Genomic DNA, 17,354 nt, shown 5'->3' with positions numbered 1-17,354 from the left:
CCGCGTAGTCCACCAGGGTCTGGAACAGTGCGGCCTGGGGCAGCAGCTGACGGTATTGCTCCAGGCCCAGCGGGCCGAGCACCAGGCGGAACTTGCTTTGCGCATCGGGCACGCGCGAGCCCACGACGGCATCCACTCCCAGGCGCGAGTTGCAGGGGCGGCTTTGCAGCCGGGTCTGCTGCCCGGGTTCCAGCTCCAGGTGGTGCAGGCAGTTTTCTTCCAGCCGCACGGGGATCTGGAAGTAGTGCGACAGGGCCTGGCACAGGCCTTCGGGATTGCGTGTCCAGCGGGTCAGGTGGCCGGCCATGAAGCGCTTGGCGTGGTCGGGCACGTCGTCGCGTGCGCGCTGGCTGGGCAGGCCGGTGCCGATGAAGCTGTCTATGTAGCGGCCGAAGGGGTCCTCGCCGGGGCGGTCCAGCGATGCCGTGGGCTGGGCGTCCGACCAGGCGCGAAACAGCAGCAGCAGCATGCGGTGGTGAAAGATGTCGGAAAAACGCGCCAGCGTGGCGTCGTCATGCTGGCGCAGGCGCTCGCGCACGTATTCGGTGATGTGCGTGGGCAGCGGTCCGTTGGGGCCGTAGAGGCCGAAGTTCCAGACCGTCATGCGCTCGGGCTCGCCGGCGCGCGAGGGCAGGATCTCGGCGATGGTGGCGGGCGCGAAGGCCAGCGACGGGTCCTGGCCCAGGCGCAGCGGTTCGTCCTTGGGGCGCGTGGCCTGGCCCAGGCGCGGCAGGTCGGGGTGGCGCGCCTGCAGGTAGCGCAGGCTGTGCATCAGGTCGAACTGGTAGGGCCTGGCGCTCAGGCGCTGCCAGAACAGGCGCGCCCGAGCGTCCTCGGACGCGTTCGCCTGCACGGTGGGCAGCTCCGGGTCCTGATCGGGCACCGGCTGGGCAAGGGGAGCGTGCGCGGCGTTGCTCATATGCCGGGCCGTTGTCCGGGGCGTGGCGCCCAGTACGCGACGGGGCCGCGCTGGCGAGAGTGCAGCTGCAGCTCGGTGAAGCTGTTGACGCCCACGTGGCGGGCAAAGAACCGCTCCAGCATGTTGGCCAGGGGCCAGGGGCTGACACCGGCCATGGCCGGCTCGTCCACGCTCAGGTGCACGCCCACGCCGCGCCCGTAGACGAGCTGGCGGTGCTGGGGCAGGCGGCGCGTGATGGGCTCGATGCGCATGCCCTGGATGGCGGCGATCTGTCCGGCCAGCTGGTGGTTGCCCAGGTCCAGGTACAGGCGCAGCAGCTCCTGCAGCGTGGCGGCGCCTTCCTCGTCGGACAGGTCGGTCATGGCCAGGTAGTTCAGGCTCAGGTGGGAGATCAGCCGCCAGGTGAGGCCGCCATCGGCCACGGCCGGTATCGGGGCGCTGGGGCCGGCGATGACGCGGGCCCAGTCCACCGGTGCCGACTCCTGAAGGGCAAAGTCGCCGCCCGGCTGGTTGACGCGCATGAGCAGGGGCAGGTCGCGGTTGGTGCACAGGGTATGCATGGACAGCTGCTTGAGCTCGTCGGAGAACGGCGCCTCGCGCTGGTCCACCAGCGAGATGAAGACTTCCGAGCCCAGGTACTGCGTGCGCGGGCCGCTGCGCAGGCTGCGTTCGGAAAACAGCCGGGGCTCGCGCCGCGTGGTGAAGTAGGCCTGCTCGGTGGAGTGCAGGCCGTGAGTGGAGGCGTACAGCGGCGCAAATTCACGGTCCTGCGTCTTGCCTTCGTGGTGGCCGGTGACGGCCTGCACGCCGTAGACCTCGAAGTCCAGCGGCCGCATGCGGTCGGCAACGACGTGGTATTCGTGCACGTTGGAGGCCACGTGCAGGCGGTCCGCCGTGTACTCGAACAGGTTGATGGCCGGAATGCAGTGCATCAGCAGCTTGGCCGCGTCGATCTGCGGCTCCAGCGTGGGCGCGGCGCGGCGCAGCAGCAGCGTGATGCCCACGCCGTCGTGGGCAATGCGGCGCATGCTGCGGGACAGGCCGTTGATCGAGAAGAACCGCTGCCGCGCGGGAAACGCGAAGTACTCGTGCAGCAGCCGGTGGCCCTGGAAGGCGCGGTGCGAATAGGGAATCAGGGCCTGTTCGCTGTCATGGCCCTCGGCGCGCAGCGCATCGGGCGGGAGCACGTCCCAGACCTGGCGCGGGTCCTGCGGGTGGTGGACCACGATGGCCAGCGTCTGCGTGTGGATGAGCTCCTGCAGATGGGAAGCGACGACGTCGCCCGCATGGATGTACACCCACAGCTGGTCCAGCGCCACCTGCATGCACTGCGAGGCATCCAGCGTGGCCAGCTGCAGCCGCAGGTGGCCGCCGGCCTCGCCCAGCTGGGGCACCAGCGCATGGGGCAGGTCCAGCGCCGGGCCGCCCAGGCGGGCCTGGCGTATCTCCAGCGGCCACAGCGTCAGCGGCCCGCCGGTGCGGAAATCGCAGATGGTCTGCTCTTCCTGCACCTTGTGGGTGCGCAGCACGCTGCCCGAGGGCAGGGTGAATCCATCGACCAGGTTGCCTTCCTTGGCACTGGGCTTGAGCTGGACCACCACCATGGATGGCGTGGGCGCCAGGTAATGGGGGCAGACCATTTCCAGCATGCGCTGGGACAGGCGCGGGAACTCCGCGTCCATCTTCAGCTGGATGCGTGCGCTCAGAAAGCTGAAGCCCTCCAGCAGGCGCTCCACATAGGGGTCGGCCACATCGGTGTCGTGCAGCGAAAGACGGCCCGCGACCTTGGGAAAGGCGGCAGCGAACTCGGCGCCCAGCTCGCGCAGATAGGCCAGTTCGCGGTTGTAGTACTCGACGAGGCGGGGATTCATGGTGTGTGTGGCGGCGTCCGGGCTCAGGCCCTGAGGTTTTGCAGCGAGACCTGGCCGGTCTCCAGGTCCAGGCTGGTCTTGAGCAGCAGCTCCAGCGGATAGGGCATGGACCAGAACTGGCAGCGGATCTCGAACTGCAGCGTGTTGTGGTGGTTGAGCTGCTCGGTGGAGGCCAGCAGCGTCACGGCCAGCGTCTTGGGCAGGATGCGCGGCTCGAAGGCCAGGATGCTTTCGCGGATGCTGCGCTCCACATGGCCCCAGTCCAGCTCGGACAGCAGCTGGCCGGCCAGCGGCGGCATGCCGTAGTTGATGACCGAGCGCTGCACATGCTCCAGCCCCTCCATCTCCACGTGGTCCCAGGCATCACGCGCATTGAGCAGCCAGCCCAGGTCGCGCAGCAGGGCCTCGCGCAGGCGGGATTCGTTCACGAAGACCGCATCGGGCCGCTCGGTGCGCAGATGGGGCTCATGGTCGGTCAGCCGGTCCAGCAGGGCGGGCTGCAGCCGGTCCTTGGCTGCGGTCGCCTGGTTCTGGCGCGTGCGCAGCGTGGGCATGGGGTTGAGGGGACTGGGGCGCATGGCTTGCCCTCAGGAACCGGCGGCCGATGCATGCCACGGGCCCAGACACAGCAAGGCAGCCAGCAGCAAGAACGGGCAGCGCAGGGCTTGCGGGGACGTGGGGGCGACTGTTCCGTGCATGGCTTGCTCCGTCATCGCGTGGCGGTGTCCAGCGCCAGCTGGCGCACCTGCAGCATGGGAAAGTCCTCGGAGTCGGTGACCCAGGTGCGCTGGCCGTGGCCGGCCACGTGGCCCGAGGATTCGTCAGGATCGGAGGAGGCTGCATCCAGCGGGCTCCACTGCGTGCGGCGCGACATGCGGACGGCGTCGTCATCGCCGGGCGCGAGCGGATAGCGCGCGGGCATGAAGCCCTGCAGTGCGCCGCCCTCGCGCAGCGTGACCTCGCAGGGCAGCCAGATCAGGTCGCGCAGGTCCTGCACGGGCTCGAAGCCGATCTGTGCAATGGCGTCGAAGGGCAGCCAGTAGTAGCTGCCGTGGGCCAGCAGCTCGCAGACGGGGCCCAGGCGGGTATCGCTGTCGGCCAGCCATTCGAAGCGGTGCTCGCCCATGTGGCCTGCGGTGGCGGGCGCCTCGTCCAGGGCGCGGGCGCGCAGGTCCTGGGCGGCAGCGCCTTCGTGGGCCAGCGCGTCGATCAGGCAGGCCAGCCATTGCGCGGGCTCGCCCATGAGAAAAGGCTTTTTCTTGCCGGCGAAGACCTCGGCGCGCAGCACTTCGCAGCGGATGGCCTCGCGGTAGGCGCGCGCCATGGGCTCGCACGCCGGGTCGAGCTGGGCGCACAGCTGCAGCTGCTCCAGTGCCTTTTGCCATTCGCCCAGCACGCACAGCAACTGGAAGTAGTAGATGCGCAGGGGCGCCGAAGCCGGGGCCTGGCGGATCTGGTCCTTCAGGGCCTTGAGTTGCTCGTCCAGGGAAAGCTGTGAGGTGAAGCTGGGCAGGGGCATGGTGAAACGCAGGAAAAAGAGAGGGGCGGGGTGCGGCTGCGCCCCGGTCAGTCGTCGTAGGAGCGGCAGCCCCAGCGCACGGCGTCGGGCGCCTCGCCAGCCACATGGCCGATGACGATGCGCGGTGGCGTCTCGTCCAGGCCCTTTCTGAGCGGCATGGCGCGTGCGTACTGGGCGGGCAGCTCGCCAAAGCCTTCAAGATCCCAGCTGCTGCGCGCCTGCGGCCGGGCCTTGGTGCGCTGGACCAGCGCCTGCAGGCTGCCCGTGGCGCGCGCCGCGACAATGCTGCCGCTGCCGCCGCGCACGGTGATGGAGGACACCTGCGTGCCATCGATCTCCAGCGGCGTGGCAAACAGGTAGAGCAGGTCCAGGCTTTCGCCGGGCGCGCGGTCCACCACGGTCACGCCCTGCGCGCGCAGGCGCTGGGCCAGCGCTTCGTCGCGGCCATCGGGAAACTCGATGCGGCAATGCAGTGCGTCGGTGAACAGGGTGGTGATGTCCGCTGCCGCTGCCGCCGTCGTTGTCGTGGCGGGGGCGGCTTGCACCGTGGCGCAGGCCGTGCCGGCCAGCAGCAGGGTGAAGAAGGTTTTGGAACAGGCGTTCATGGCGTGGCTCAATGGGCGCATCAGGCGCATCAGGGATGGCGGTAGATCTTGAAAGCGGGCTTGTGGGTGCGGTAGCCGGGGCCTGCCCAGAAACCGTTCTGCTTGAAGTCCGAGATCCAGACGCTTCCGTCGAACATCTGCATGTGGCCGGCGGGCGATGAGGTGAAGCCCTGCATCACCGCCACATCGCCTTTCTTGTAGCCACCTTCGGGCATGGCGTCGTAGCGTGTGAAGCCGGCGGCCACCAGGCTGGTGCCGTAGTCCTTGGCATCACGCGTGCGCTGCAGTGCGATGCCGCCAGCGCCGATCGCATCGCGCACATAGCGCGCGCAGTAGCCGGCCGAACTGGCGCGGGCATTGGTCTGCAGGGTGGCGACGGCGTTGTCTACATTCCAGGGCATGAAAAGCCTCTCTGAGTTGGGTCCTGGAGGGGAAAGCTTCTCCAGGCCTGTTTCTTGTTATGGGGCCTGGCCCTGGTGCGAGCGTGTCGGCACCAGGAGCCAGGTGGGCGGACAGTCTTACTTCGCGCCCTGCTTCACGGAAGGCAGCTTGGACACCAGGCGCAGCGACACCGTCAGGCCTTCCAGCTGGTAGTGGGGGCGCAGGAAGAACTTGGAGGTGTAGTAGCCGGGGTTGCCCTCGACTTCCTGCACCTGCACCTCGGCGGCGGCCAGGGGCTTGCGGGCCTTGGTTTCCTGCGAGGAGTTGGCCGGGTCGCCGTCCACGTAGTTCATGATCCAGTCGTTGAGCCAGCGCTCCATGTCGGTGCGCTCGCGGAAGGAGCCGATCTTGTCGCGCACGATGCACTTGAGGTAGTGCGCGAAGCGGCAGCAGGCGAACATGTAGGGCAGGCGCGCCGACAGGTTGGCATTGGCCGTGGCGTCGGAGTCGTAGTACTCGGCGGGCTTGGCCAGCGACTGGGCGCCGATGAAGGCGGCCACGTCCGAGTTCTTGCGGTGCACCAGGGGCATGAAGCCGTTCTTGGCGAGCTCGGCCTCGCGGCGGTCGCTGATGGCGATTTCCGTGGGGCACTTCATGTCCACGCCGCCATCGTCGGTGGGGAAGGTGTGGGCCGGCAGGTTGTCCACCGCGCCGCCCGATTCCACGCCGCGGATGGAGGTGCACCAGCCGTAGTACTTGAACGAGCGGTTGATGTTGACCGCCATGGCGTAGGCCGAGTTGGCCCAGCAGTACTTGCCGTGGTCGCCGCTGTCGGTTTCTTCCTCGAAATCGAATTCATCGACCGGGTTGGTGCGCGCGCCGTAGGGCAGGCGTGCCAGGAAGCGGGGCATGGCCAGGCCGATGTACTTGGCGTCGTCGGACTCGCGCAGGCTGCGCCAGGCGGCGTACTCGGTGTTGGTGAAGATCTTGGTCAGGTCGCGCGGGTTGGCCAGCTCCTGCCAGGATTCCATCTGCATGATGGCGGGCGCCGCGCCCGAGATGAAGGGGCAGTGGGCCGCGGCAGCCACCTTGGCCATTTCACCGAGCAGCTCCACGTCCGGCGGGCTGTGGTCGAAGTGATAGTCGCCCACCAGGCAGCCGAAGGGCTCGCCGCCGAACTGGCCGTACTCCTCTTCGTACACCTTCTTGAAGACGGGGCTCTGGTCCCAGCCCACGCCCTTGAAGCGGCGCATGTTGCGGTGCAGCTCCTTCTTGGAGATGTTCATGACGCGGATCTTGAGCATCTCGTCCACCTCGGTGTTGGTCACCAGGTGGTGCAGGCCGCGCCAGGCGCCTTCGAGCTTCTGGTAGTCGTCGTGGTGGATGATGCGGTTGATCTGCTCGGACAGCTTGCGGTCGATCTCGGCAATGATGGCCTGCACCGTCTGGTAGGCATCGTTGGACAAGGTGATCGCCGAGCCCAGCGCCTGCTGGGCCAGTGTCTGCACGGCCGCTTCCACGGCTTCGCGGGCCTGCTCGGTCTTGGGCTTGAATTCCTTTTGCAGCAGGTTGCCGAATTCGCTGTCGGCCAGCGCCTGGGTCGATTGTTCGAGTTGGGTTGCGGTATTCATGACGTGCTTGCCTTCCTGATGTGCTGCCTCAAGCCTCGGACGCAGGGCCGGAGGCCTGCGGCTGCGTGATGTTGGGCGCGGCTGCCAGCGACTTGAGCAGCGCAGGGTCCTTGAGCACCTTGCCGATCAGCTCTTCGGCACCCTGCTTGCCGTCCATGTAGGACAGCAGGTTGTGCAGCTGGGTGCGTGCCTCCAGCAGCGAGTTGAGCGCGCCCACGCGCCGCGCGATGGCAGCGGGCGAGAAGTCCTCCATGCTCTCGAAGCTCAGGTCGATGTTGAGCTTTCCCTCGCCCGTCAGCGTGTTGTCCACCTGGAAGGCGACGCGGGGCTTGATGGACTTCATGCGCGCATCGAAGTTGTCGATGTCGATCTCCAGGAACTTGCGGTCGGCGATCTCGGGCAGCGGATCGACGGGCTTGCCCGACAGATCGGCCAGCACGCCCATCACGAAGGGGATCTGCACCTTCTTTTCCGAACCGTAGATCTCGACGTCGTACTCGATCTGCACGCGCGGCGCACGGTTGCGCGCGATGAATTTCTGACCACTCTTGCCGGTTTTGGTGAGCGACATGCGGGTGTTCCTTTCAAGAAAAAAATGGGTCGCAGAAGTAGAAAGCCTGGAGTCCCGCCTTGCGGCGGACCGAAGGGCTGAGGGCGCAAGAGGCCGTGTGGAAACAGGTGGATGGGGTGGGCGTCATGGGGCAGCCGGCTCCTTGAAGTCGAAGTCCGGGTCCAGCAGATCCGTGCATTCCTCGCAGTAGAGATAGGCGATGGATCGCTTGTTCTCCGCAGTCCCCCAGCCAGTGCCGCTGTCGATGGTCAGCTCGACTTGACGGCCGCCTTTGAAGCGGACAGCGGCGCTGGCACTGCAACTGCCGATTTCATAGCCCTGCGCATAGTTGTATTGGATGCTGGGCTTGGCATGGCGCAGGAAATAGCGAACGCGCTTTTCATCAATGCGCAGCCGGCTGCAGCTGATGTTCGGGTCTTCGCTTTTGACGGCCCCTTTGCGGATCGTGATGCGCTCGATGGGCGAGGTCGCTGCAAAGGGCGCGTCCGCAAAAGCTGGGACTGCGAGGCAGCAGATGGCGATGGCACACCACTTCATGGCCATGTCGCAGTCTCCGCTTCCGTCACGTTCTTGTAGCTGACAGCAGGATGGCGATGAATCTCAGTGGAGGGTATCTGCAGGCTGCTCTTCAGCTCCTCCAACAGATAGCTCAGCGCACCTTGCTGCGGGCCATTTACCGCTTCATATACAGCGTTGTTATTTATGAAAACCTGCTGTTGCCGCTGCGTGAGATTAGGGGGCATCTTTTTATCCGTCGGCAGCGAGGCAATGCCGACTATCTCGATGCCGATACTGTCTTGGTTTGACGGATAGCGTTCTGGAACGCTTTTTGTCATTTCGATGCGATGAATCTCTTCATAGTCGCTCTTGCGAAACCGCTTTATCTCAGCCGCTGTGCACCTGAGCTCGGCAATGCATCGTGCCCTGACATTGCCGACATGGTTGGTCCGCCGGTACAGCGAGGCTGTCTGGTAGATCGTGCCCTGCTTGCTGATGAGAAAGTGGGCCCCGTTGGCTCCGCGTACCTGGTAGCTGTTAAAGACAGCCTGCTCGGTGGAGGAGCCCGTCTGGTGCACGATGATTCCCCTGACGGTCGGCATCTGGGCTCGCTCGATGGCCGTGGTGCGCCTAACCAGAATGCGTGCGTTATTGATCACCATTCCGTCCTTGTCGATTTCCAGCATTGCATCAATCCTTTCTGCCAATGGGTGCTTCGTTCCTGAAGACGGGGGTCATGCCTGGTTGTCCTGCAGGTGGGCGCCCGTGATCACTTCCACCTGGGCCAGGCTGTCGGGCGACAGTTCGCGCAGGATGTCCATGAAGCCCATGCGCATGAACCGGGCGGCGCGGCGGATGAGCAGGGGGGCGGGGTTGGAGGGCTCGGTGCGCTCCACGAAGGCGGCGATCTCCAGCAACTGTGCAATCGCCTGTTCGCGGCTGCGGGCCGGGGTATGGGGAGTGCCGGGCGCGGGCTGGGCTGCCAGGCCGTCGCCGGTGCCGACCTGTGCGGCCGGCTCGGTTTCGGCGGCCGTGTCGGCGTCGCCTGTGGACTGGGGCTGCCATTGCTTGAGGGCGAGCAGCAGCTGGCGCAGGCCGTCGAGCTCGGGCTGCTGGTGGCTGGGCAGGTGCTGTTCGCAGCAGGCGCAGATCCGGTCGAGTTCCTGCAGCGCGGGGGTGACGGCCAGCAGGGTTTCGTGGCCCTCGGCATGTGCGCGGGCCGAGGCCATGCGCAGCTCGTCGGCGGTCAGGTGCGGCAGGTCCTCGGGCACGTTGCCCTTGGCCATCAGTTCGGCGTCGCGCACGCTGATCTGGCCCAGGGCGCCGCGCAGGAAGTCGGCGTTGCGCAGGTCGCGCACAAAGCCCGTCACGTCCGACAGGGTGCCCAGGGCGTTCATGCGCATGAAGTAGTCGTCGCCGTCCTCGGGTAGGGGGTGGACATGCTCCCAGTGGCGCTCCAGCAGGGCGGCGCACAGCTGCAGGCCCTGCAGCGTGCCGGGCAGGCCGTGCAGGATGGTCCAGGCACGGCACAGCAGCACGGCCACGCGCAGGTCCTTGGTGCGCTGCATCAGGGCCGAGGCCTGGCGCTCCACGTCGCGCCAGTCCGGTGGCTCGGCGGGGATGACGGTGTCGCCGAACTGCTGTTCGACCTTGCCCTGGGCAGCGCTTTCCATGGACTGGAAGTCGTTGTCATAGGTGAGGTCCGGGCCGCAGGGGGGCTCGGCGGCGGTCTCGGTCAGCAGGTCCTGGATATTGGCCATGGGCGGGATTCGATGTGGCTTGGGGTTTGGTGTGCAGGGGCAGTGCGCTCTGTGCGGGTTCAGGCGCCCTTGAACAGGCGGGTGAACAGGCGGCGGTGCAGCACTTCGTGCTGGACCACCTCGTCATGGGCGTGGCGCGGCGTGGCCGAGATCCACCAGACGGAGGTGGTGGAGCCCGGGCGCATGCAGGCGCGCCAGTCCATGCGCGGCAGGCGCGCGGCGTTGCCTTGCGAGGCGCCCATGTCAAGGTCGGCCAGCAGGCTGTGGATGGAGGTGCTGTCCGGCGCGCTGCGCTCCTGCTGGAACGGCCATTGCAGGGTGGCCAGCCGCTCGTCGAGCTGCTGGGCCGACAGGGGCAGGCGCCGCGCGTCGATGAGCGCATCGCGTGCGCCGCTCAGAAAGCGTTCGATGTCCTGGTCCGACGCCGGCATGCCGGAGCTGCCGTCCACCGTGGCCATGATGGCCAGCGGAAAGAGCCTGCCGATGCGGTCCGAGCTGGGGCCGATCACGCCCACCATGGACTGGCCCAGGATGGAGGCAGGGCACAGGAAGAACCACAGCGGCGAGTGCACGAAGCGCGTGGACCAGCCGTCGGCCGCATCGCTGCGCAACTGGTCCATGCCGTTGCGCAGCCATTCGTCCCAGCGCATGGTCAGTGCGTGGGGCATGCGCCGGCCGACGAAATCGCCCTGGCTGGGCAGCTTGCCCCACCAGGCGGCGCAGGGCCGCTGGACAGTCATGGCGTTCACAGCCGGTCCGGACATTCGAATTCCTCCATGGCCTTGAGCCGGAATGGGTTGAGAACGCTGCTGGTGGTGACTTCCATGCGCAGCTTGCGCCCGTCGATGGTGAAGATGGCCGTGAAGCGCTCGGGCGAGTTGCCCGGCAGGATCTGGGCGCGGTCGAACAGGCGGTGCAGGGCCCAGGGGCCTTCGGTCACGATGCCGGTGTTCTGCGCGCCGGCCGCCGTGATCTGCAGCCGGGCCTGGCCGGTGCCGCGCGTGCCGGGCCAGGAGACGGCCTTGGGGATCTGCGGGCCGTGCTGGTAGCGCACGATCTCGCCGTCCACGTCCAGCACCATCTGGGAGATGGAGGCGTCCATGTCCAGCGGCTTGATCTCCAGCCGGATGCCGGGCGTGTTGCCGCCTGCGCGGAAGAACACGTCGCGGATGGAGGCCGCGCGCTGGAAGGCGGCCAGCGAGGCAGAGCCCCCCACCGGCGTGCCGTCCACACCCTGCTTGAAGGTCCAGGGCACGGTGGAGATGTCCACCATGGTCTGCAGCTGGGTGCGGAAGAACTCGTCCATGGTGCCGCCCGTGGCGAACAGGCGGGCGAAGTCGTCCGTGGTCACGTCGCGCGTGGCGCTGCGCGTGAAGGGGTAGCGGCCCAGGATGGCGCGGCGGCAGAAGTCGCCGATGGTGGCGTTGAGGTTGCCGCCCAGCGTGCTGCGCACGCTGCTTCCCACGAAGGACGAGGTGGAGGTGGCCAGGGCCTCGTACATGCTGTTGAGCGGAGGCGGCACGCGCTTGGCCTCCGAGCGCACCTTCTCCAGCGTGCCGCTCAGCGAGGGAGGCACGCCGCCGCCCTGGATCACCTGCTGGCGCGCCGAGGCGATGACGGCCGCCGCCTCGTTGAGCACCTGCAGGCTGGCGGTGATGGGCGCCGGGCCCGAGCCGTTGCTGGTGGCAAGGCGCCGGTATTCGCGGAAGCGGAAGTCCACGATGTCGGCCTCCAGCGTGCCCGTGGCCAGCATGCCGCCCACGTTCAGCGGCTTGCCGGTCAGGCGGCTGAGCTGGTGCTGTTCCTCGCGGATGCGCTGCAGTTTCTCGCCCAGCCAGCTGCTGGTGCTGCCCGAGCTGCCGCCTTCCTGCTGGTCCGGGCGGCGGGCCAGCGTGGTCTCGCGGGCCACGGCGCGGATGAACTGCTCCAGGCTGGAGTTGGCGGACGAGTACAGGCGGGCCTGCTCGCCGGCCTGCTCCAGCGAGGCCGTACGTATGGGGCGGATGTCGGCCAGGAAGGTTTCCCACAGGCGCGCGTACTCCATCAGGTACAGGCGCTTGACCTCGTTGGCCAGTTGGCCCGTGAGCACTTCCTGGGCCACGCTGCGCCGGCCTTCGGCCTGGCCCAGCACCCAGGTTTCCTCCTTGGCCAGCAAGGTGGTGACCTTGGGCAGCTCGTGCAGGAAGAGGCCGTGGTAGCCGTCATAGGTGAACAGGCCGCTGATGCCCTGGGTGAGCGGCTTGCCGCTGGCACGCGCAAAGACCTGGGGCGCCTCGGGACCGCTGGCACGCACCACGCTGAAGTCGGGCGGCAGCTTGTCGCCGGTGTTCAGCAGCTGCTTGAGGCGGCTGTAGGCACGCTGGGCGGGCGACATCTGGGCCAGGCGCTGGCGCACTTCGGCGACCAGGTTGGCGTCGATGGGCTGGGCGGAGACCACCACGCGGCCGTCGATGAGGCGGTCCAGGTGCTCGGACAGCTGGTCCACCAGGCCGGCCTGCACCAGATGCTGGGGCAGGGTGTTTTCCCAATCGCTGCGCAGCCAGGCCTTGACGAAGGTGGCGTCGAAGTGGTCGGGCTCGTAGAGCATGAGATAGGCCTTGAGCGTTTCGTAGCTGGCCTCGGGGCTGCCGGTGCTGACCTGGCGCAGCGAGCGCGCGACATGGCTGCTCAGGCGCGGCAGCCAGGCGTCTTCCAGCAGGCGCAGGTAGGTGGCGTGGGCGGCCGTCTGCACCTTGGGCACCTGCAGCAGGCCCCAGCGCCAGCCCAGCGGGGCCGATTCCTCGAAGCGGCTGCTCTGCGCCACGCGCGCCGCGTGGTTGAGCATGGGCACCAGGGCGACCACGTTGTCGGGATCGGTGGCCTTGGATTCCTCCACGGCCTGGCGCAGCGTGCCGGCGTTGTCGGCCACTTCGTTCAGGTAGCGCTGGTTGTTCTCGTAGCTCAGCGTCCAGGCCAGGGCCGCGCCGCCCAGGGCCAGCAGCAGGGCGCACAGGCCGGCGGCCTGCATCAGGCGCAGCTGGCGCTCTTTCTTGGCGTTGCGCCCGGTCAGGCCGGACTCGTTGAACATCACGTCCTTGAACAGCGACTCCAGGAAGTAGCTGCGGCCCTGCTGCGGCACGGCATCGGCCGGCAGGCGGCCGCGCAGCGCAAAGCGGCGCGACAGGGCCGACATCACGCGGTCGAAGGGCATGCCCTCCTGCGTGCCGCTGGTGAAGTAGACGCCGCGCAGCAGCGGCTTTTCCTTGAAGCGCGATGCGGAGAACGCCGCATCCAGCGTGTCGCGCACCACGTCCTTGAGGCCGGAAAACTGCTGGGGCAGGGCGTAGAGCAGGCTGCGGCGCGCAAGATCAGGCTCGGTCATCAGCCGCTGGGGCAGCAGGCGGTTGATCTGGGCGACAAGGGCGTCGAACTCCTCCATGTACAGGGCGCTGGCGGCCTGCGGGTCGCTCGCGGGCGAGCGCTGGGTCTTTTCGTCATAGGGGTAGGTGAAGCCCCAGACCTGGGCGCGCTCCTCGCGGCTCATGGCGCCGAAGAACTCGTTGAAGCCCGCCAGCAGGTCGCTCTTGGTGACCAGCACGTAGACGGGGAAGCGGATGGTCAGCTCCTCGCACAGCTCGCTCAGGCGCAGGCCGATCAGCTGGGCCAGCTGGGCGCGCTCGGCGTCGCCGGCACTGAGCAGCTCCTGCACGCTGAGCGTGACGATGACGCCGTTGACGGGCTGGCGTCCGCGAAAGCGCCTGAGCAGCTGCATGAAGCCCTTCCAGGCAGCCTTGTCCTGCTCCGCATCGCTTTCCTGGGTGGTGTAGCGGCCGGCCGTGTCCAGCAGCACGGCCTGGTCGGTGAACCACCAGTCGCAGTTGCGCGTGCCGCCCATGCCGGGGATGGCGCGCTTGCCGAACTGGGCCGCCAGCGGGAAGTCCAGCCCCGAGTTGATCAGGGCCGTGGTCTTGCCCGAACCCGGCGAGCCGATGATCAGGTACCAGGGCAACTGGTAGATGTAGCGCTTGTTCCAGCGCCCGAACAGGCCGCCTTCGGTCTGGCCGAAGCGGGTCTTGCTCAGCGTGTCCAGGGCTTCCTTGAAGCGCGACTCCAGCTCGGCCACTTCCTCGGAGCCGGCGGCGGGCGTGCCGTCCGCCTCGCGCGGCGAGGTCAGGCGGGCCAAGCCGGTCATGAGGTGCTCGTTCATGCGCTGTGCGCGCCACCATTTCAGCAGCAGGCGCAGGAACCAGAGGATGAACAGGCCGGCGATCAACCACCAGCGCACGGTGGGGCTGCCCAGCGGCTGGTAGGGCTGGATGAAGACGAGGGGGCCGACGAACCAGATGAGCAGGCTCAGGGCCACCAGGCCCAGAAGCTCCAGCATGTAGCGGTTGAACAGCCATGAGGCGATGCGACGGATCATGGGGGTCAGTTCCTGGTCTCGGGTGCGGCAGGCAGGGCCTGCAGTTGCTGGTCACGCTGCTGGGGCGCGACCAGCAGGACGATTTCCACCCGCCGGTTCAGCGCCCGGCCTTCGGCCGTGTTGTTGGGGGCGACGGGGTCGCTGTCGGCACGGCCCTCGGCATGCAGGCGCTGGCGGTCGCGCAGCGAGCCGCCCAGCATCTGGGACACGGCCTGGGCGCGCTCCTGCGACAGGTTCCAGTTGGAGGGGAAGCGTGCCGTGCGTATGGGCAGGTTGTCGGTGTAGCCATTGACGATGACCTTGCCCGGCACTTCGTCCAGCGCCGCGGCCACGCGGTGGATGACCTGCACGTAGCGGGGCTTGACGACGGTGGCAGCCGGGTCGAACAGGCCGTCGCCGCGCAGGATGACGGTGCTGCGGTCGGCTTCGTCGCGCACGCTGACCAGGCCTTCGCGGATTTCGGGCTCCAGGAACTGGCGCAGCCGCGGCTTGATGGTGGCCACGGTGGCAGCCGCCGAGGTGCGCGGGAACCGGATCTCGTTGATGGCGGCGAACAGATCGTCCGAGCTGTTGGACAGCCGGTAGCTGAACCACAGGTAGATGAAGAACGCCAGCAGCAGCGTGATGGCTGCCGCCACCCACAGCGGCACCATGGCCCAGGGCGGCGAGGCCAGGCGCTGCACGCCGCGCCAGTGCACGGACAGCAGGCTGCTGCGGTCGCCGCGCGTCGATTCGATGAGCTGCAGCAGGCGCGCCTTGAGCGTCTCCAGCTGGGCGCGGCCGTTGTCGATCACGCGGTAGCGGCCTTCGAAGCCCAGCATCACGCAGTAGTACAGCAGCTCGATGAGGTCGATGTGCTGGTGCGGCGTCTGCACCAGCCGGGCCAGCAGCTGGAAGAACTTCTCGCCGCCCCAGGTTTCGTTGTGCAGGGCCACGAGCAGGCTGTAGTGAGGCCAGATACCTGCGCTGCCCCAGGGCGTCTGGGCGGCGGTTTCGTCGAGCACGGTGCAGATGCAGTAGCGCGCGCCGATGATGGTTTCCATGGGCACGCCGCTGGCGCCGGCACGCTGCTCGAACTCGCGTATGTGTTCGAGCAGCAGCTGCTGCAGCGCGCGCGGGTCTTCGTTGGTGACCATGGCGCGGATCTGGGGGATGAGGTTCAGCAGCTGGTTGGCGGCGGCCACCAGCGGGTTGCCGCCGCTGACCACGTCGGGCAGGTTGGAGCGCAGCGGCTCCTGACCGGCAGGCGCGGTTGCGCCGCTGGCTGCGCCTTCGGCTCGGCCCGCGTCGCCGTCTCTCCCCCAGGGCATTTGGTGGCTGATGTTGGAACTGTTCATGTCGGAAGATGCGTCGCGCCGTCAGCGGCGGATGGCCCAGAACTCCAGCTGCAGGTCGGGGAATTCACCGGAGACGTGCATGGCAAGGCCGCCGGAGCTTTGCAGCTGGTTCCACAGATCGTGCGTGGTGTCCACCTCGAAATAGTTGTAGCCCGCGTGGTAGGGGATCTCGCGCGGGGCGATGGGCAGCGGCCGCAGCGTGACGCCGGGCAGGTGCAGGTTCACCAGGTCGCGTATGCGCTCCACCGGGCCCAGCTTGGTCTGGGTGGGGAAGTGGGTACGCAGGAATTCCGGCGTGGTCTGGGCATGGGCGGCCAGCACGAAGTCGCAGGTGGTCAGCAGCTCGGTGGACGGGATCAGCGCCACGCGCACGCCGTATTGGCGGTCGTGCAGCGGGATCTGGATGGCGTTTTGCTCCAGCACCGAGGACAGGCTGCGCCGCAGCTCCAGCATCAGTGGCGGAAAGCTGCGCCGCAGGTCGTCGTGGTCATAGACGGGCAGCACCTCGGGGCGGCGGCGCTCGTGGTCGAAGGTGGTCAGCTCGGCGGCCAGGCGCAGCAGTTCCTCGAACAGGCGCTCGGGATGGATGCTGCCGGTGCGCACCCAGTGCTGGGCGGCGCCCGTCCAGTGGTTGATGAGCTGCAGCAGCAGGAAGTCGCCGACCTCGCCGATGCCGCCGCGCTCGGGCTGGATCATGCGCTGGGCCAGAACCTCGCCGCGCTGGCGCAGCAGGCCGTGGATTTCCTTGCAGAAGGTATTGAGCACCGAGCTGGGCCCGTTGTTGACCACGGTGGGAATGAAGCCGGGCTCCAGCAGCACGCCTCCGCTGGCCTGGCGCTCGACCACATGGGCCACGGGCAGGCTGACCCAGCCTTCGGTCAGCTCGTGGGCGGGGCGCAGGCTCAGGCGCAGCCGGCCCAGCTGCACCTCGGCGGGCTGGGCGCCCACGTCGTTGCTGTCCGCCACTTCGGTCACGTCACTGAGATAGCGCGCGGGGCTTTGCGTGCCTTCACCAAAGGTGACCTCGCTGCCCGACAGGCGGCGCAGCGGCAGGGCCAGGTGCACCACCACGTCCTTGAGGTCCTTGCCGATGTCCAGCGGGGTGGGCGCCTCGTCGTCGCCCGGCAGCTGGAACGGCGTGCCGTCGGGCAGCACGCCGTGTGCCGAGCGTATGCCCAGCTTGCCCATGCGCAGCAGATCGGTGTCCAGCTCCAGTTCCGAGAAGCCCCAGAAAAAGGGCTGTCCCGGCAGGCTGCGCGACTGCAGTTGCCGGAACAGGAAGCGCTCCTGCTGCTGGAAGTGCTGGGGCCGAAGGAACATGCCTTCGGCCCAGATGACTTTGCGTTGCCAGACCATGGTGGATAGATGTGCGTTTATTGGGATGCGGGTTGGATGCGCACGGTGACCTCCTCGCGGGTCAGGTGCACCTGGTAGCGCACGGGCTGCAGCTTTTCGGTGGAGCCCATGCCCCACCACCGCCTGCGCAGCTCCACGGAGTTGGGCGCGGCGGCCGAGGCGCGCCAGGTGCTGCGCTCCAGATCGCGGTAGGCGGCGAACAGGCCGAAGGCGCGCACATCGGGGTTGCCCTTGCGCTCAATCACCTGGCGTTGGCCGGGCGCGATCAGGAATTCCTCGCGCCGCACGAAGTCGCTGCCCAGCTGGCCGTCGTCCTTGTCCTGCAGGTCGAAGAAGCCGGCGCGGTCGAAGGCGGCGGAGGCGCGCAGCTCGTAGATGCGCAGCAGCACGGGCTTGGGGATGCCTTCGCGGTCGGGGTTGATGTCCATGTCGGCCACCACCTCGAACACGGCGGCGGGCACGGCCGTGGGCGCCACTTCAGGCGCGCGGCTCAGGGGATTGAGG

At 67.8% G+C, this 17,354-nt stretch carries 16 protein-coding genes; all 16 read right to left on the bottom strand.

Annotated elements, in window-relative coordinates; translation table 11 throughout:
* On the bottom strand, positions 1–919 hold a 919-nt coding region (tssG, locus tag L995_RS16810), incomplete at its 3' end, for a type VI secretion system baseplate subunit TssG (RefSeq protein ID WP_047472708.1).
* On the bottom strand, positions 916–2,790 hold the full coding sequence (gene tssF, locus L995_RS16805; protein WP_047472707.1) for a type VI secretion system baseplate subunit TssF: 1,875 nt from the start codon (positions 2,788–2,790) through the stop codon (positions 916–918). The genes tssF and tssG, both read right to left, overlap by 4 nt.
* 23 nt (positions 2,791–2,813) lie before the next feature.
* On the bottom strand, positions 2,814–3,368 hold the full coding sequence (tssE, locus tag L995_RS16800; protein WP_016453373.1) for a type VI secretion system baseplate subunit TssE: 555 nt from the start codon (positions 3,366–3,368) through the stop codon (positions 2,814–2,816).
* 131 nt (positions 3,369–3,499) lie between these two features.
* Positions 3,500–4,309, bottom strand: coding sequence for a type VI secretion system accessory protein TagJ (locus L995_RS16795; protein WP_047472706.1), 810 nt, complete (start codon positions 4,307–4,309; stop codon positions 3,500–3,502).
* Between the two features lie 47 nt (positions 4,310–4,356).
* A complete protein-coding gene (locus L995_RS16790) occupies positions 4,357–4,914 on the bottom strand; it encodes a hypothetical protein (protein ID WP_047472710.1) in 558 nt (185 codons plus the stop codon).
* 29 nt (positions 4,915–4,943) lie between these two features.
* A complete protein-coding gene (locus tag L995_RS16785) occupies positions 4,944–5,315 on the bottom strand; it encodes a hypothetical protein (protein WP_013802359.1) in 372 nt (123 codons plus the stop codon).
* A gap of 117 nt (positions 5,316–5,432) precedes the next feature.
* Positions 5,433–6,926: a type VI secretion system contractile sheath large subunit gene (gene tssC / locus L995_RS16780; RefSeq protein WP_047472705.1), complete on the bottom strand. Its 1,494-nt coding sequence runs from the start codon at positions 6,924–6,926 to the stop codon at positions 5,433–5,435.
* A gap of 28 nt (positions 6,927–6,954) precedes the next feature.
* Positions 6,955–7,497 (bottom strand): type VI secretion system contractile sheath small subunit, encoded by a 543-nt coding sequence (gene tssB / locus L995_RS16775; RefSeq protein WP_047472704.1) that lies wholly within the window; start codon positions 7,495–7,497, stop codon positions 6,955–6,957.
* A 123-nt stretch (positions 7,498–7,620) separates the two neighbouring features.
* Positions 7,621–8,040: a hypothetical protein gene (locus L995_RS16770; RefSeq protein ID WP_047472703.1), complete on the bottom strand. Its 420-nt coding sequence runs from the start codon at positions 8,038–8,040 to the stop codon at positions 7,621–7,623.
* A complete protein-coding gene (locus tag L995_RS16765) occupies positions 8,031–8,681 on the bottom strand; it encodes a peptidoglycan recognition protein family protein (RefSeq protein WP_052195821.1) in 651 nt (216 codons plus the stop codon). Before L995_RS16765 ends, L995_RS16770 begins: the two co-directional genes overlap by 10 nt.
* A gap of 48 nt (positions 8,682–8,729) precedes the next feature.
* Complete coding sequence (gene tssA, locus L995_RS16760) at positions 8,730–9,755, bottom strand: type VI secretion system protein TssA (protein ID WP_047472702.1); 1,026 nt, start codon at positions 9,753–9,755, stop codon at positions 8,730–8,732.
* A gap of 59 nt (positions 9,756–9,814) precedes the next feature.
* Positions 9,815–10,519 (bottom strand): type VI secretion system-associated protein TagF, encoded by a 705-nt coding sequence (tagF, locus tag L995_RS16755; protein WP_047472701.1) that lies wholly within the window; start codon positions 10,517–10,519, stop codon positions 9,815–9,817.
* Positions 10,501–14,157, bottom strand: coding sequence for a type VI secretion system membrane subunit TssM (gene tssM / locus L995_RS16750; protein ID WP_047472700.1), 3,657 nt, complete (start codon positions 14,155–14,157; stop codon positions 10,501–10,503). The genes tagF and tssM overlap by 19 nt, the downstream gene beginning before the upstream one ends.
* Positions 14,158–14,162: 5 nt before the next feature.
* Positions 14,163–15,494 (bottom strand): DotU family type VI secretion system protein, encoded by a 1,332-nt coding sequence (locus L995_RS16745; protein WP_043790650.1) that lies wholly within the window; start codon positions 15,492–15,494, stop codon positions 14,163–14,165.
* A 21-nt stretch (positions 15,495–15,515) separates the two neighbouring features.
* The gene (gene tssK / locus L995_RS16740) at positions 15,516–16,850 is read right to left on the bottom strand and encodes a type VI secretion system baseplate subunit TssK (RefSeq protein ID WP_016446984.1); all 1,335 of its coding nucleotides are present in this window, start codon (positions 16,848–16,850) and stop codon (positions 15,516–15,518) included.
* Between the two features lie 17 nt (positions 16,851–16,867).
* Positions 16,868–17,354 (bottom strand): type VI secretion system lipoprotein TssJ (tssJ, locus tag L995_RS16735; protein ID WP_047472699.1); only part of this gene is annotated, 487 nt, incomplete at its 5' end.

Source organism: Delftia sp. ZNC0008, from assembly GCF_000799035.1.
GTDB lineage: Bacteria > Pseudomonadota > Gammaproteobacteria > Burkholderiales > Burkholderiaceae_C > Comamonas > Comamonas tsuruhatensis.
The sequence above is the reverse complement of the archived record's forward strand: the minus strand, read 5'-3'. Positions and strand labels throughout refer to the sequence as shown.